The following is a 16,947-nucleotide window of genomic DNA, read 5'->3' as shown; positions in this document are numbered from 1 at the left end:
TGCTTCACGTTTTCTTTTTGCGTTATGTGGGTTACGATCTTATTTTTGCTTTTTTGAAAAGTTTGCTTTCGGTTCAGTTTTATTTATAATTCGTCCGATATTTGCACGGTGTTTATAAATAACCATACCTGCTAATAAACACATCGCAATAATGAAGATTTTATCCCCGCTAACAATGGATGCAATAACAGCAACGACGGCTGTTACCATAGAAGAAAGTGATACGTATCTTGTTGTAAATAAAAGGCTGAAAAAGACAACAGCTAATATTGCAAAAACAACTGGAGAGTAGCATAATAGCACGCCAGCAGAAGTTGCAACAGCTTTACCACCACGGAATTTCGCGAAAATCGGATACACATGTCCAAGAACAGCTGCTAATCCGAACCATAGTGGGTGAACATCTAATCCGAAAATAATCGGTAGACTTGTTGCTAATGTACCTTTTAAAATGTCAGCAATTGTAACGATAAAACCTGCTTTTTTCCCTAGTGTGCGGAATGTATTTGTTCCGCCTAGATTACCGCTTCCGTGCTCACGAATATCGATTCCGTAGCCGATTTTTCCAACGACTAGTGCGAATGGAATCGAGCCAAGTAAGTAGGCAACGATAAATAAAAGATATGTAGTAACCATAAGTTCAGTCTCCTTTATTCAAATGTGTTGATAAAGGGTAAAAAGAGTTTTTCCCGTATATTGTACCATACATTTGTAAAGAGCACATTTCTTTTTTGTAAATGAAAAATTCATTATTTCGTGAAAAAAATTTCACAGGAATGTTACATTTTTCACATAAACACCAAGACTATATGTAGTAACATTTTAATCAAAAGACAACAACATATTGGTGGAGGGTTATAAATGTTACAACGAAATGTACGTGGAGAAGAATTAATGAGAGTGTTTGAGACGATTGTCCACGGTAGTGAGCAAGATTTAATGCAAGAAAATGCAAATGTAGATGGCCGCTCTCCGATGGGAGTAATGGGAACGTTCGCATCAGAGAGTGCGAAATATTATGCAGTTGAAAATTTATTGTCAGATCAAGTGAAAAAAGCGATAAATCAAAATATATTATATCCACATGACTTAGATTTTTATGCGACAGGAACGACGACTTGTTCGCAAATTCCGTTAGCGCAGATGCTTGCGAACGGTTTTCATACCGGACATGGGCATATGAGACAACCGCAAGACATTAAAAGTGCATTGGCTCTTTCGTCAATTATTTTTCAGGCGAATCAAAATATGCAGCACGGTGGTCAATCATTTGCACTCTTTGATATTGATTTAGCTCCATATGTGAGAAAAACAGTAGCGAGACATAAGAAACGATTAGAGTCATATCCGCTTACGAAAGAACAAATAGAAGAATTTGCATGGAAAGAAACAGAAAATGATACGTATCAGGCGTGTGAAGCTTTCGTTCATAATTCAAATAGTATGCACAGTAGGGGTGGGGGACAAGTACCGTTTATTTCTATTAACTATGGAACAGACACATCAAAAGAGGGACGGTTATTAGTTAGACAACTTTTAAAAGCGACACAAGCTGGTCTTGGTAAAGGGGAAACACCAATTTTTCCTATTCAAATTTTTAAAATGAAAAAAGGTGTGAACTTTGAAGAATGTGATCCGAACTATGATTTATTTGAATTAGCGTTAGAGACAACGGCTGAACGATTATTTCCTAACTTTTCATTTTTAGATGCGCCATTTAATGCAGTGCATTATGACGGACGACCGGAAAGTGAAGTATGTTACATGGGATGTCGTACCCGTGTTATGTCTAACATACATGGAGAAGAAACAGCGATTGGAAGAGGGAATTTATCATTTACGTCTATCAACTTAGTGAAATTAGCGTTAATTAGTGGTTCAAAAGAAGCATTTTTTGAAGCGTTAAATTATTACTTAGATTTAGGAATTAAGCAATTATTAGAGAGATTTGAGTATCAATGTACGAAGCGAGCAAGAGATTTTCGGTTTTTATATTCACAAGGTGTATGGCGCGGTGGAGAAAAGTTACATCCTGAAGATTCTGTAGCATCCATTTTAAAGCAAGGGACGTTAAGTCTTGGCTTTATCGGTCTTGCGGAGTGTTTAGTAGCTTTAACAGGAAAGCATCATGGAGAAGATGAAGAGTCATGGAAACTCGGGTATGAAATCATTTCTTTAATGAGAGATAGAATGGATAAAGCGACGGAAGAACATGAACTGAATTTCTCAGTAATTGCAACTCCTGCAGAAGGGTTATCAGGGAAGTTTGTGAAAAAAGATAGAGAAGAATTTGGTGTGATTAGCGGTATAACGAACCATGATTATTATACGAATTCATTCCATATCCCAGTTTACTATAACATGCAAGCGATAAATAAAATTCGTTTAGAAGGACCTTTCCACGCCCTATGTAACGGGGGACATATTACGTATATTGAACTAGACGGAGCAGCTATGCATAACAAACAGGCGTTAAAACAAATTGTACGAGCGATGGCAGATCATGGTATTGGATACGGTTCAATTAATCATCCAGTTGACCGTTGTAAGTGCTGTAGTTACCACGGAGTTATTGGCAATGAATGCCCAAGCTGCGGAAATGAAGATGAGGCTAATATAGAAAGAATTCGCCGTATAACAGGTTATCTTGTAGGTGATATGTCGAAGTGGAATAGTGCGAAACGTAGTGAAGAGATGGATCGGGTGAAGCATAAATGAAAGTGATGAACATCATTCATGATAGTGTAGTAGATGGAGAAGGGTTGCGGACAGTCGTATTTTTTGCGGGCTGTCCGCATCGTTGTTTCAGCTGCCATAATCCGAAATCTTGGAATATTTGTAATGGAACTGAAATGACAGTAGAAGAAATTGTGAAAGAGATTGCAAGTAATGCATTAACTGATGTAACATTTTCAGGTGGAGATCCATTTTTTCAAGCTGCTGAAGTGAAAAAAGTAGCAAAAGCAGTGAAAGATTTGAAAAAAAATCTATGGATGTATACAGGTTATACGTTAGAAGAGATACAGAGTTCTCAAAATAATGATATGATAGAGTTGTTACATTATGGGGATGTTTTAGTCGATGGAAGATTTGAAATCGAGAAAAAAGATTTAACACTTCCATTTCGCGGAAGCTCCAATCAACGTATTATTCGATTGAAAGAGTAAAAAGGCGGGATAGATTATATGAATAAAACAGTATTGCTTGTTGAAGATGAAAGAAGATTACGTGAAATCGTTAGTGATTATTTTCGTAATGAAGGCTTTGAAGTAATTGAAGCAGAAGACGGGAAAAAAGCGTTAGAATTATTTGCAGAACATGAAATTGATTTAATTATGTTAGATATTATGTTACCTGAAATAGATGGATGGTCTGTTTGTAGACGAATTAGAAAAGAATCAGCGGTACCAATTATTATGCTAACAGCACGTTCAGATGAGGATGATACATTACTAGGGTTCGAATTAGGTGCAGATGAGTATGTAACGAAACCTTTCAGCCCGAAAGTGTTAGTAGCCCGCGCGAAGACGTTATTGAAACGTGCGGATGGCGTGGTAGGAGTAGCAGAAGAAAATGTTATGTCTTTAGCTGGAATAGAAGTAAATCGTCTATCTAGAACGGTGTTAGTAGATGGAGAAGAAATTATATTGACACATAAGGAATTTGAACTTCTTGTTTATTTAATGGAGAACAAAGGAATTGTGTTGTCACGTCAACATTTATTAGATCAGTTATGGGGATATGATTACTACGGTGATGACCGAACGGTTGATACTCATATTAAAAAACTACGAAATAAGCTAGGAGATAAAGCGAAGCATATCGGTACTGTTATTCGAGTTGGTTATAAATTTGAAGAATAACCTGTGAACGACTCACCACTTAGTAGAGCTTGAAGTGGGAGCTTCTCAGTTCCACGACGAAAGTAACCTTTCATCTCCCTGAGCGTTACTTCGGGGCATCCAATCCCTAGATGTTCAACGTTAGAAAGTTTTCTTTATACGGTTGATATTTTACGCAAGAACCGAATGGCTTGGTTTTCGCACGCTATTTTCTTCCTGCAACCTTATATATCAAGTTATCAAAGAACTTCATATAGCTAGTTTATCAAAAGTTTTTGGCTATGCCGAACCGAAATTCATCGTCCACCTACCGCTGGGCTATCGCCCTTCACGCGCCTCTGGAAGGAGAATTCTTTCGGTAAATTACTATGTAATTTGGCTTTGGGATATAGCAAATTTATACTCTCTTTTGTAGGTGGAATGTACAAAAAATACTTTTCTTGTCTACAATGATAGATAAGAGTATTTTTTTAATTGGATTTCACGATGAGTTCACAAGAAGGACACAAACTGTGACTATACTGAAAGTACGAATTCACCAGAGAGGGGAAATAAAACATGGGATATTACGACGGACCGAATTTAAATGAAGAGCATAGTGAAACGAGAGAAGTGAGAAAATCAGGCGGCAAAAAAGGTTATTTTTTCACAGGTTTAGTCGGAGCAGTAGTTGGAGCTGTTTCAATTAGTTTTGCGGCACCATATATGCCATGGGCTCAAAATAATGGAGCGGCTGTATCATCATTCAGTTCGGATTCAAAAGTTGAAGGTACTGTAGTTCCTGTTGTCAATAAAGCAAAAAATGAAACTGATTTACCTGGTATGATTGAAGGCGCGAAAGATGTTGTTGTAGGTGTGATTAATATGCAACAAAGCATTGATCCATTTGCAATGCAACCAACAGGCCAAGAACAACAAGCTGGTTCAGGATCAGGTGTTATTTATAAAAAAGCAGGAAATAAAGCATATATTGTAACAAATAACCACGTAGTAGATGGAGCAAATAAACTTGCTGTAAAATTAAGTGATGGTAAAAAAGTAGATGCAAAACTAGTAGGGAAAGATCCTTGGTTAGATTTAGCTGTTGTCGAAATTGACGGGTCTAATGTAAATAAAGTTGCCACTTTAGGTGACTCAAGTAAAATCCGTGCTGGTGAAAAAGCAATTGCAATCGGTAATCCACTAGGGTTTGATGGAAGTGTAACGGAAGGTATTATTAGTAGTAAAGAACGTGAAATTCCAGTAGATATTGATGGGGATAAACGACCAGATTGGCAAGCGCAAGTTATCCAAACAGATGCAGCGATTAACCCAGGTAATAGTGGTGGTGCTTTATTTAACCAAAACGGTGAAATAATTGGGATTAATTCAAGTAAAATTGCACAACAAGAAGTTGAAGGGATTGGATTTGCTATTCCAATTAATATCGCAAAACCAGTTATTGAATCACTTGAAAAAGACGGAGTAGTGAAACGTCCAGCTCTTGGAGTAGGTGTTGTTTCATTAGAAGATGTGCAAGCTTATGCGGTAAATCAATTGAAAGTACCTAAAGAAGTAACAAATGGCGTTGTATTAGGTAAAATTTACCCAATATCACCTGCAGAAAAAGCTGGTTTAGAGCAATATGATATTGTAGTAGCATTAGATGATCAAAAAGTAGAAAATTCACTTCAATTCCGTAAATATTTATATGAAAAGAAAAAAGTAGGCGAGAAAGTAGAAGTTACATTCTATCGTAACGGTCAAAAAATGACGAAAACAGCTACTTTAGCAGATAACTCAGCTACAAAGAATCAATAATCGAAATAAAAGAAAGTCTCTTTCATATTGAAAGAGACTTTCTTTATCGGCTATACTAAAGGAATAGGAGGGATAAATTATGACAATTGAAAACCCAACTCGTACGGAAATTGGTGAAGTATTAAAGAAAAGCAAAACGATTGCAGTTGTTGGATTATCGGATAAGCCAGAACGTACGTCGTATATGGTTTCAAAAGCAATGCAAGATGCTGGGTATCGCATTATTCCAGTAAACCCAACAGTAGATGAGGTGCTTGGAGAAAAAGCAGTTGCTTCACTAAAGGATATTAAGGAACATGTTGACATTGTAAATGTATTCCGCCGTTCAGAATTTTTAATGGATGTTGCGAAAGAGTTTGTAGAGATTGATGCAGATGTTTTTTGGGCACAATTAGGAGTACAAGATGAAGATACATATAAATTTTTGCAAGAAACAGGCTATACTGTAATAATGGATCGTTGTATTAAAGTAGAACATGCGATGACAAAATAGTATAGGTTTTAAAAAGAGAAAGATTGATTCAGCCCTCGTTATAGATAAATAGGGCCGATGAACGAGGTGTTCATCATGAGATTTTTTAAAGGCTGTTTTTGGGGATTGTTACTTGTTATCCCATTTTGGATATTGATCATTTGGATCATGATAAAGGTTTGGAATGTATAATCTTGGCATACATATCCATTTCTCGTTGACAAACGATTATTTTTCTGAAATAGTAGCCTAGAGGAATCCTTGTGAAAAAACAAGGATTTTTCTATTGAAAATGGTATATAAAAGAGATAAGATAACTTGCCAAAACTATAGTCGAGGCGTTATTCTATAATAGAAACATATGTTCTGATTTGATTAGGAAAGGGGCAAGGAGTTTGGCGAAGCATCAGTTCCAATATAATGAAGATGCAATTCAAGTGTTAGAAGGACTTGAAGCCGTTCGAAAACGCCCGGGTATGTATATCGGGAGTACGGATAGCCGTGGATTGCATCATTTAGTATATGAAATAGTAGATAACTCCGTTGACGAAGCGTTAGCGGGATTTGGCGACGAAATTTCTGTCGTAATACATAAAGATAATAGTATTAGCGTTATTGATAAAGGGCGAGGAATGCCTACGGGAATGCATAAACTTGGGAAACCTACACCTGAAGTCATTTTAACTGTACTTCATGCCGGTGGTAAGTTTGGTCAAGGTGGCTATAAAACAAGTGGTGGTTTACATGGTGTCGGGGCATCAGTTGTAAATGCCTTGTCAGAATGGTTAGTAGTGACGATTAAACGTGACGGAAATATTTATGAACAACGCTTTGAAAATGGTGGTATTCCTGCAACGACACTGGAGAAGATCGGGAAGACGAAAGATTCTGGTACAACAATACATTTTAAACCAGATACAACTATTTTCAGTACAACAAATTACAATTATGAAACATTATGTGAGAGATTACGTGAATCTGCATTCTTATTAAAAGGAATGAAAATCTCGATAAAAGATGAACGTAATGATTTAGAAGATGTCTTTCATTATGAAACAGGAATTGAAGCTTTCGTTTCATACTTAAATGAAGAGAAAGATTCGATTCATCCGGTTGTATACTTCACTGGTGAACAAAACGGAATTGAAGCAGAGTTAGCATTCCAGTTTAACGATGGCTATTCAGAAAACATTCTTTCGTTTGTAAATAATGTACGTACAAAAGATGGGGGAACACACGAAGCTGGATTTAAAACAGCAATGACGCGTGTGTTCAATGAGTATGCTCGTAAAGTATCGTTATTAAAAGAAAAAGATAAAAATTTAGAAGGTACAGATATTCGCGAAGGTGTAGCGGCTATCGTTTCTGTACGTGTACCAGAAGAAGTACTTCAGTTTGAAGGGCAAACGAAAGGGAAACTTGGTACAAGTGAAGCTCGTTCTTCAATTGATGCAATTGTATCTGAGCATTTAGCTTACTTCTTAGAAGAAAACCCGGATGTTGCTACACTTCTTGTGAGAAAGGCAGTTAAAGCAGCGCAGGCACGTGAGGCTGCTCGTAAAGCGAGAGAAGAAGCACGTACTGGTAAAAAGAAAAAGAAATCAGAAGGTACATTAAGTGGTAAGTTAACACCAGCACAATCACGTAACCCGCAAAAAAATGAACTGTACCTAGTAGAGGGTGACTCTGCTGGTGGTTCCGCGAAACAAGGTCGAGACCGACGTTTCCAAGCGGTATTACCGTTACGTGGTAAAGTAATCAATACAGAAAAAGCAAAACTTGCTGATATCTTTAAAAATGAAGAAATTAATACAATCATTTACGCTATTGGCGGTGGTGTAGGGAATGAATTCGCTGTTGAAGATATTAACTACGATAAAGTTGTAATTATGACCGATGCTGATACAGATGGTGCGCACATTCAAGTATTGTTACTAACGTTCTTCTACAGATATATGAAACCACTTATCGAAGCTGGCAAAGTATTTATTGCACTTCCTCCTTTATACAAAGTAAGTAAAGGAAAAGGTAAGAGTGAAGTGATAGAGTATGCATGGTCTGATGAAGAATTAGATGGTGTAACAAAAAAAGTCGGTAAAGGCTACATGCTGCAGCGCTATAAAGGACTTGGCGAAATGAATGCCGATCAATTATGGGAAACAACTATGAATCCTGAAACGCGTACGTTGATTCGTGTGAAAATTGACGATGCATCAAGAGCGGAGCGCCGAGTTACGACATTGATGGGTGATAAAGTAGAACCTCGCCGTAAATGGATCGAACGAAATGTACAATTTGGTATGCAAGAAGAAGGAAATATTTTAGAAAATGAAATGATTATGGAGACGGAGGTGGAATAACATGCAGGCAGAGAAGTTTCATGACCTCCCGCTTGAAGACGTGTTAGGTGACCGCTTTGCACGTTATAGTAAATATATTATTCAAGATCGCGCGCTTCCAGATGCGCGTGACGGTCTAAAACCTGTACAAAGACGTATTTTATATTCTATGTATGTAGAAGGAAATATACATGATAAAGCATTTCGAAAATCAGCTAAAACAGTTGGTAATGTTATCGGTAACTACCATCCACACGGTGATTCCTCTGTATATGAGGCGATGGTACGTTTAAGTCAAACTTGGAAAGTACGTAATGTTTTAGTTGAAATGCATGGTAATAATGGTAGTGTTGATGGCGATCCAGCAGCGGCAATGCGTTATACAGAAGCCCGTTTATCACCAATCGCATCTGAGTTATTACGTGATCTTGATAAAGAAACAGTAGAATTTGTGTCAAACTTTGATGATACGAGTGAAGAACCAGTTGTATTACCGGCAATGTTCCCAAATTTATTAGTGAACGGATCGACAGGAATTTCAGCTGGTTATGCAACAGAAATTCCTCCGCATCACCTTGGAGAAGTAATTGATGCGACGATGATGCGTATTGATAAGCCGAATAGTACGGTTGATGATTTATTAACAGTTATGAAAGGACCAGATTTCCCGACAGGTGGTATTATTCAAGGGATTGATGGTATCAAAAAAGCGTATGAAACAGGAAAAGGTAAAATTATTATTCGCGGAAAAGCGGAAGTTGAAACAATCCGCGGTGGTAAGCAACAAATCGTTATTACAGAAATTCCGTATGAAGTAAATAAAGCAAACCTTGTTAAAAAAATGGATGAATTGCGTCTAGATAAAAAACTAGATGGAATTGCTGAAGTACGTGATGAGACAGATCGTACAGGTCTTCGCATCGTTGTAGAGCTGAAAAAAGAAGTAAATGCCGAAGGTATTTTAAATTATTTATATAAGAATACAGATTTACAAATTCCATATAACTTTAATATGGTAGCGATAAATAATCGTCGTCCGACACTTATGACACTACCTAAGATTTTGGATGCGTATATTGGGCATCAGAAAGAAGTTGTTACGAGACGCTCACAATATGAATTAAGAAAAGCAGAAAATCGTCAACATATTGTAGAAGGTTTAAAGAAAGCATTATCGATTTTAGATGAAGTGATTGAAACAATCCGTGCTTCTAAAGATAAGCGTAATGCAAAAGATAATTTAAGTACGAAATTTGGATTTACAGAAGCGCAGTCAGAAGCAATTGTTTCGTTGCAACTATATCGTTTAACAAATACAGATATTACGGCGTTAGAACAAGAATCAGACGAGCTTACTAAGAAGATTATAGAGTTACAGTCAATTTTACAAAGTGAAAAAAGACTTCTTCAAGTTATTAAAACAGATTTGAAGAGAGTAAAGAAAACATATAGTGATGATCGCCGTGCTATTATTGAAGAACAAATTGAGGAAATTAAAATCGATGTGGAAGTGATGATTCCGCAGGAAGATGTCATCGTTACTGTAACGAAAGAAGGATATGTGAAACGAACAGGTTGGCGTTCACATAATGCATCGAACGGGAAAGACTTCGGTATGAAAGAGGGTGACATCTTACTGGAGCGATTCGATACGAACACGACAGAGACAGTCCTATTATTTACGAATAAAGGAAACTATATATATCTGCCAGTATATGAAATGCCAGAAATTCGTTGGAAAGATTTAGGTCAACACGTTGCGAATCTCGTTTCACTCGAGCGGGATGAAATGATTATTTGGGCGACCGTCGTACCGAATTTTGAAGAAGAAAAACGATTTATCGTATTTGTTACACGAAATGGTATGATTAAGAAAACAGAATTAAACCAATATAAAGTTCAGCGTTATTCAAGAGCGTTCGTCGCTGTGAATTTGAAAAAAGATGATTATGTTGTAGATATATTTGCAACAGATGGAACGAGTGATATTGTTCTTGCAACCTATGGTGCATATGCACTTATTTTCCATGAAGATGAAGTAAGTCCAGTCGGTGTAAGGGCCGCTGGTGTGAAAGCAATTAATTTAAAAGAAGATGATTATGTCGCTTCTGGTAAGCCATTAAATGGTGAAAAAGATCAACTTATTCTTGTTACGCAACGAGGTGCTGTAAAACGTCTAAAAGCATCAGAAATTGAGAAATCAACGAGGGCGAAGCGAGGCCTTGTTATTTTCAAAGAGTTAAAACGTAATCCATACCGTATTGTCGGTATTGAAATTGTTCGAGACGATGAACTAGTATATATGAAGACTGAGAAACACATTGTAGAAGAAATTGATCCGAAAGCGTATCGAAATAAAGACCGGTATAGTAACGGTAGTTTAGTACTAGATGTTAACGATACTGGTGAAGTTATAGAAACGTGGACGAAAAAACGACCGGAATAAAGGAAGCATCTTGCTATGAATAATGGCAAGATGTTTTTTTCTAGGCAAATTATTATGTACATAACAATAGTCTTGTTATAATAACTGAATGAAATCGTTCTCATAAAATGAAACTTTAATCAGTGGGGATTTTCTTTATCCCACTGATTATTAGTTGAACCAATCGGGCATTTACGGGCAGTTGTTCTATCGTTTAACTCCCTCGCGTTCACTGAATTTTGAGTAGGAATCTTACTGTCCGTTAAAGCGGGATAAATGGAGGGACAACATGAAAAAAATAGGTGTAGGGATTGTAGGATTTGGATTTTCTAGTACAACATTTCACATCCCATTATTACAAACGATAGAAGAATATGAGATTCGTGCCGTACTATCTTCAAAAGAAGAGGTAGTAAAAGAAACATTACCGAACGCTAACGTTGTTAGTACGATTGATGAATTGGTGAAGCGAGCTGATATTGACTTAGTGGTCATTACTTCGCCGAATACAACTCATTTCCCGTATGTAAAAGAAGCGATATTAAACGGTAAGCATGTTGTTGTAGAAAAGCCGTTTGTTGTTTCAATTGAAGAAGGAGAAGAGCTTATTTCATTAGCAGAGCAACATAATGTGGTAGTAAGTGTATATCATAATCGTCGTTTTGATAATGATTTCTTAACGGTAAAGAAATTGTTAGAAGAAAATAGAATAGGGAATCTATACGCATATGAAGCGCATTTCGATCGTTTCCGCCCGAATGTACGTGATCGCTGGAGAGAAAAAAACTTACCAGGATCAGGAATATTATATGATTTAGGCTCGCATTTAATTGACCAAGCATTATCATTATTTGGGAAACCAGATGCAATAAGTGCAGATGTAATCAAACAACGACCAGGCGCAGAAATTGATGATTACTTCCATGTTGTACTTCATTACGGAGTAAAGCGTGTCATTTTACATAGTAGCAGTTACGTAAAGCAAGCAGGTCCACACTTTACACTGCATGGTGATAAAGGTTCTATCGTGAAATACGGTATGGATTCACAGGAAGAACAATTAACAAATGGAATGAAGCCAGGCGATAACGGTTATGGAGTAGACGCTGAAGAGAACTTTGCTACTTTAGATACGGAAGAAAAGCTAGAACGTATTTCGACAGAAATTGGCTGTTATGACATGTATTATAAAGGTGTAAGAGATAGTATTGTAAATGGTGAGAAACCACCTGTAACAGCACAAGAAGGCTTAGAAGTTATTCGACTTATTCAATTAGCGATTGAAAGTAGTGAAACGGGTAGAGTCATTCCTATAAAGTGAAGCTTTAATCAGTGGGGGTTTTGTTCATCCCCCACTGATTATTAGTTGAACCAATCGGACTTTTATGGGCAGTTGATCCCCCACTTAAATTCTTTGCTTTCGCTGCATTTTAAGGTGGGGGTCTTACTGCCCATTAAAGCGGGATAAAATAAAAAAGACACGAATTTCGTGTCTTTTTTATTAGGAATATGTGAATATGACTAATTATTTAGTTTAATCGTTTGTCATACATTAGCTGAATTTGTATGCCGTAAGGATCTTCAATAATCCCATATGCTTCACTAAATATATTTTTTTCTAGTGGAGAGAGTATCTTCACGTTCTTATCGGAAGTTAAATTATTATAAAATCTTTGTATTTCTTCTAAATTAGCGCTTTGAATGCAAAGTGACATGTTATTTCCAACGTTATAACGTTCATTAGGATTCATTGTATTTTCTGCTATCATTAGCTTTGTATTCCCAATTTGTAAAACAGAGTGAGCAATATGATCTTTATTTTCACTTGTAATTTTAAAAGAACGATCTCTTTTCGCAAGTTCTTCATACGTAACAATCATTAACTTCTTGGCTTCTAAATTACGTGTATAAAAATTAATTGCCTCCCTTGCTTGCCCATTCATTGAAAGAAAAATAGCTATTTCTAAATTCATAAATTTATAACTCCTTTATTAGTTAATAATTATAATATAGACTAAAAAGGTTTCAAAACATGACATCTTTCGGGAGGGGAATATGAAAAAAACGGAACGAATAAATGATATGCTTATTTTCTTAAATAATAAAAGATATTTTAATTTAAAAGATTTAATGGTTAGATATGATATTTCTAAAAGTACCGCGTTGCGAGATATTCAATCATTGGAAGAAATAGGTGTACCAATATATTCTGAATTAGGTAGAAATGGAAGTTATAAAATTATAGAAAATAGTGTGCTATCGCCAATTTATTTTAGTGTGGATGAAATGTATGCGCTATACTTTTCGATTCTTACATTAAATGGATATAAGACGAAACCATTTAATATAGAAAGTATGGCGCTTGAAAATAAATTTAAACATGTATTACCTGATAATGTGAGTAAAAATATTTCAATTATGGAACGAACACTTTCTTTTGAAGTAACAAATCATAGTAATTTTAGTCCGTTCTTAAAAGAAATTTTACAGGGGATTTTTGCTGAGCGAGTTTATCATTTAATATACTTAAAAAAAGACGAGGAGAAAGCATTGGTTGCCCAATTTATTCGAATAGAATCTAAATTTGGTCAGTGGTATGCTAAAATCTTTAATTTTGAGACAAATCATGTTCAAATAATTAGATGTGATAAAATTCTTTCTATTGTGGAAACAAGTAATACGAATCCAAAAAATCTTGAAGAATTATTAAGTTATCTTACTACTTTTCATAGAAAACCTGATGCAACTGATTTTATTGTCATTGTTAATCAAAAAGGAAAAGATATTTTTGATAAAGAGAATTATCCATCCATGGAGATACAAAAAGAAAATGAAAATTACATTATAACAGGCTACTTTAACAAACAAGAAGTTGATTTTATCTCGAACTATTTTCTGAATTTCGGTGAAACGATTATCTCAATTCAGCCCGTTATGCTAAAGGAGTTAATTTATAATAAGGTATTATCTATACAGCAGCATTTAACTTCGTTAAGATAAAGTTAGTTTTAGTCATTTTTTTGACATGAAAAAAGCCCTGGAGTATTAAATATCCAAAGGGCTTTTTTGTGATTTTATTTCTTCTTTAGAAAAATTATTTTTGGGGGACGGACAGTCCATAAAAGAACATCGTAACGATATCTTGTATATGTTTTTCGCGATCTCTTTCAAGAAGCTGTGCCCCAAAATCATCACCTAACTTAGTGAACATTTGAATGTACAGTAACATCATTTCTTTAGTAAGGTGAGGGTTAATTTCATTTTTTTTCTGTGCTTGTTCTAATATTTCTATATACCAAGGCAGGATTTTTTCGCTTTGATACTTATAAATAAATTCTTTGAGTTCTTCGTCTCTTTGCATCATTTGTAGCAACATGTCAGGTTGGAATAACCCGCCCGTATTCATTTTTCTTACAATCATTTTTTGCATCATCTCATGAAAAGGTAATTTTTCTTCTGCAAGTTTTTTATAATATTGAAATTCAGATGTTATAAATTCCTGTATAAGTTCTCTAAATAACGCGTCTTTACTTCCGAAATGATTATAAATGGTAACTTGAGAAACATTTGCTTCCTTTGCAATATGCTCTATTTTCACTTCATTAAATCCGCGTTCTGAAAATAATACGAAAGCTGCTTCTTTAATGGCACGTTTTTTCTTTTCTTTCACTCTTTCAAAGCCGTTCAATGCAATCACCTCAATTAAAATATACAAGAAAAAATAATGGGAAACAATATTTTTGAAATATGGACATATAAATATTTCAAAAATCTGTTGCGGATATGAAAGATGAGGAGTACAATGATTTTGAAATATCACATATTAAATATTTCAAAAAATGAGGTGGAATTATGATTTCAGTTCAAAATGTCACAAAACAATTTTCAAATGGGAAAGGCTTGTTTCATATTACATTTGATGTAAAAGAAGGTGAAGTATTCGGTTACTTAGGACCGAATGGTGCCGGGAAATCCACAACGATTCGTAATTTAATGGGATTTATAAAACCAACAGCTGGTAAAGCGACAATTTTTGGATTAGATTGTTGGAAAGATGCTGCAAAAATTCAAAGAGAAGTTGGCTATCTACCGGGTGAAATCTCTTTTATAGAGGGAATGAACGGTTTAGAGTTTTTAAAGTTAATGCAAGGAATGCGTGGGCTAAAGGATACGAAAAGACGAGATGAATTAATAGAACGTCTACAATTTGATGTAAAAACACCGATTCGAAAAATGTCTAAAGGTATGAAACAAAAAGTAGGAATTGTTGCTGCTTTTATGCATGATCCGGAAGTGTTAATTTTAGATGAACCGACATCAGGACTCGATCCTCTTATGCAGCAAGTATTTATAGATTTAATAGTAGAGGAAAAACAAAGAGGAAAAACAATTCTTATGTCGTCGCATATTTTCACTGAAATTGAGCGTACGTGTGATCGAGTAGCGATTATTAAAGATGGTCGTCTTGTGACGGTTGAAAATATTCATGATTTACAAAGTGTGAGACGACAGGTAATAGATGTAACCGTATCATCGCAAGAAGAGATTGAATCTCTGGCGCAATGTAATTTGCAGTTTGAAGCGGTGAAAGGAAGAGAAGCATCGATTATTGTACAAGGAAATTATCAAGCTGTTTTACAAACACTGTCAAACTATAATGTCACGGCACTTCAAACGAGAGCAATGGATTTAGAACATTTATTTATGCATTATTACGATAAGAAAGAAGGGATAAAGCATGAATAAGCAATTGTTTTTAGCTAGTTTGAAAGAAACACAAAAAAGTATTTTGAGTTATGCAACTGGTGCAGCGCTATATCTATGGTTGTTAATTTGGATATTTCCTTCAATGGTATCGGCGAAAGGATTAAATGAATTAATAAGTGCAATGCCTGATAGTGTGAAAAAAATTGTTGGCATGGAAAGTCCGATTCAAAACGTAATGGATTTTTTAGCTGGCGAATATTATAGTCTATTGTTTATTATCATATTAACAATTTTTTGTGTAACAGTTGCAACGCATTTAATTGCTCGTCATGTAGATAAAGGGGCGATGGCATACTTGCTCGCAACGCCTGTATCTAGAGTGCAAATTGCTATTACACAAGCGTCTATTCTCATATTGGGACTACTAATTATAGTAACTGTTACGTATGTAGCGGGTATAGTAGGTGCAGAGTGGTTTCTACAAGATAATAACTTAAATAAAGAATTATTTCTGAAGATAAATGTTGTTGGAGGGCTCATATTTTTAGTCGTTAGTGCTTATTCATTTTTCTTTTCTTGTATATGTAATGACGAAAGAAAGGCACTTAGCTACTCAGCGAGTTTAACTATTTTATTTTTCGCATTAGATATGGTAGGTAAATTAAGTGATAAGTTAGAGTGGATGAGAAATATATCATTATTTACGCTATTTCGTCCGAAAGAAATTGCTGAAGGAACGTATAATATATGGCCAGTGAGTATAGGTTTAATTGTTGGAGCACTTTGTATTTTCATCGTAGCGATTGTAGTGTTTAAGAAGAGGGATTTACCGTTGTAAAGTAGAAAGTCCACTGAAACAGTGGGCTTTTTTTGATGAGGAGGAAACGAATGAATCATTTGTTCCGGGTGCAGCTATATGTAAATGATATAGAAAAGTCAGCATTGTTCTATAAAGAAGTAATTGGTTTAAAGCTGTATAAAAAAGGTATGCATGGAGCACGTTTTAATCACGACCAGTTCTCTTTATTACTAGTTAGTGATTCAAGATTGAATGAAAATCACTATTTTTACGATCGAAAAGAAATGAAGGGGAATGGTTTTGAACTAATTATTGTTGTCAATCGGATTGAAGACGTATATGAACGTTGTAAAGAGAAGCGGTGCACAATACAAGAAGAAATTCAAACTTACCCATGGGAGATGAGGGGATTTAAAGTTCTAGATCCAGATGGATATTTCCTTAGAATTACATCTGAGTAAAGGTAAACATGAAGAATGTTTATCTTTTTTGTGAAAATATTCAAAAAAATGAACCTTTTTCTAGGCCCATCCGTCTAATACATGTAAAGTTAAATTTGAAGT

Annotated in this window: 15 protein-coding genes; 12 read left to right on the top strand and 3 right to left on the bottom strand. The window is 35.5% G+C overall.

Annotation, left to right across the window (positions count from 1 at the left end; all coding sequences use genetic code 11):
- Positions 1 to 39 precede the first annotated feature (39 nt).
- Positions 40 to 636 carry a glycerol-3-phosphate 1-O-acyltransferase PlsY gene (plsY, locus tag KZZ19_RS17375; RefSeq protein ID WP_000258967.1) on the bottom strand — a complete coding sequence of 199 codons (597 nt, stop codon included), beginning with the start codon at positions 634 to 636 and terminating at the stop codon, positions 40 to 42.
- Positions 637 to 861: 225 nt separating this feature from the next.
- Between plsY and KZZ19_RS17370 the strand changes: the two genes are divergently transcribed.
- From KZZ19_RS17370 to KZZ19_RS17335, 8 genes are all read left to right on the top strand, one after another.
- Positions 862 to 2,718 (top strand): anaerobic ribonucleoside triphosphate reductase, encoded by a 1,857-nt coding sequence (locus KZZ19_RS17370; protein WP_088097296.1) that lies wholly within the window; start codon positions 862 to 864, stop codon positions 2,716 to 2,718.
- Positions 2,715 to 3,167: an anaerobic ribonucleoside-triphosphate reductase activating protein gene (gene nrdG / locus KZZ19_RS17365; RefSeq protein WP_237980625.1), complete on the top strand. Its 453-nt coding sequence runs from the start codon at positions 2,715 to 2,717 to the stop codon at positions 3,165 to 3,167. The genes KZZ19_RS17370 and nrdG overlap by 4 nt, the downstream gene beginning before the upstream one ends.
- Positions 3,168 to 3,185: 18 nt before the next feature.
- Positions 3,186 to 3,863, top strand: coding sequence for a response regulator transcription factor (locus KZZ19_RS17360; protein WP_088097294.1), 678 nt, complete (start codon positions 3,186 to 3,188; stop codon positions 3,861 to 3,863).
- A 537-nt stretch (positions 3,864 to 4,400) separates the two neighbouring features.
- A complete protein-coding gene (locus KZZ19_RS17355) occupies positions 4,401 to 5,642 on the top strand; it encodes a S1C family serine protease (RefSeq protein ID WP_088097293.1) in 1,242 nt (413 codons plus the stop codon).
- A 79-nt stretch (positions 5,643 to 5,721) separates the two neighbouring features.
- Positions 5,722 to 6,135, top strand: a complete 414-nt coding sequence (locus tag KZZ19_RS17350) for a CoA-binding protein (RefSeq protein ID WP_088097292.1) — start codon at positions 5,722 to 5,724, stop codon at positions 6,133 to 6,135.
- A gap of 374 nt (positions 6,136 to 6,509) precedes the next feature.
- The gene (parE, locus tag KZZ19_RS17345) at positions 6,510 to 8,474 is read left to right on the top strand and encodes a DNA topoisomerase IV subunit B (protein ID WP_088097291.1); all 1,965 of its coding nucleotides are present in this window, start codon (positions 6,510 to 6,512) and stop codon (positions 8,472 to 8,474) included.
- Between the two features lies 1 nt (position 8,475).
- Complete coding sequence (gene parC / locus KZZ19_RS17340; protein ID WP_088097290.1) at positions 8,476 to 10,899, top strand: DNA topoisomerase IV subunit A; 2,424 nt, start codon at positions 8,476 to 8,478, stop codon at positions 10,897 to 10,899.
- A gap of 268 nt (positions 10,900 to 11,167) precedes the next feature.
- Positions 11,168 to 12,199 (top strand): oxidoreductase, encoded by a 1,032-nt coding sequence (locus KZZ19_RS17335; protein ID WP_237980627.1) that lies wholly within the window; start codon positions 11,168 to 11,170, stop codon positions 12,197 to 12,199.
- 208 nt (positions 12,200 to 12,407) lie between these two features.
- Here the strand turns inward: KZZ19_RS17335 and KZZ19_RS17330 are convergent, their stop codons facing one another.
- Entirely contained in the window at positions 12,408 to 12,851 is a 444-nt protein-coding gene (locus KZZ19_RS17330; RefSeq protein ID WP_098342918.1) for a VOC family protein, read from the bottom strand.
- A gap of 82 nt (positions 12,852 to 12,933) precedes the next feature.
- Here KZZ19_RS17330 and KZZ19_RS17325 point away from each other — a divergent pair, with 82 nt between their 5' ends.
- On the top strand, positions 12,934 to 13,878 hold the full coding sequence (locus KZZ19_RS17325) for a helix-turn-helix transcriptional regulator (RefSeq protein ID WP_237980628.1): 945 nt from the start codon (positions 12,934 to 12,936) through the stop codon (positions 13,876 to 13,878).
- 94 nt (positions 13,879 to 13,972) lie between these two features.
- Here KZZ19_RS17325 and KZZ19_RS17320 read toward each other — a convergent pair whose 3' ends face one another.
- A complete protein-coding gene (locus KZZ19_RS17320) occupies positions 13,973 to 14,593 on the bottom strand; it encodes a TetR/AcrR family transcriptional regulator (protein WP_237980630.1) in 621 nt (206 codons plus the stop codon).
- 137 nt (positions 14,594 to 14,730) lie between these two features.
- On the opposite strand from KZZ19_RS17320, the gene KZZ19_RS17315 reads away from it, so the two are divergent.
- From KZZ19_RS17315 to KZZ19_RS17305, 3 genes are read left to right on the top strand one after another with little or no spacing between them, the layout of a single operon-like run.
- Positions 14,731 to 15,624 (top strand): ABC transporter ATP-binding protein, encoded by an 894-nt coding sequence (locus tag KZZ19_RS17315; protein WP_237980632.1) that lies wholly within the window; start codon positions 14,731 to 14,733, stop codon positions 15,622 to 15,624.
- Entirely contained in the window at positions 15,617 to 16,423 is an 807-nt protein-coding gene (locus KZZ19_RS17310) for an ABC transporter permease subunit (RefSeq protein WP_088097284.1), read from the top strand. The genes KZZ19_RS17315 and KZZ19_RS17310 overlap by 8 nt, the downstream gene beginning before the upstream one ends.
- 50 nt (positions 16,424 to 16,473) lie before the next feature.
- Positions 16,474 to 16,845, top strand: coding sequence for a VOC family protein (locus KZZ19_RS17305; protein WP_237980634.1), 372 nt, complete (start codon positions 16,474 to 16,476; stop codon positions 16,843 to 16,845).
- Positions 16,846 to 16,947: the final 102 nt, after the last annotated feature.

This window comes from Bacillus thuringiensis, assembly GCF_022095615.2.
Taxonomy (GTDB): domain Bacteria; phylum Bacillota; class Bacilli; order Bacillales; family Bacillaceae_G; genus Bacillus_A; species Bacillus_A cereus_AG.
Note: the sequence above shows the minus strand (reverse complement) of the source record. Positions and strands in the feature narration are given on the sequence as shown.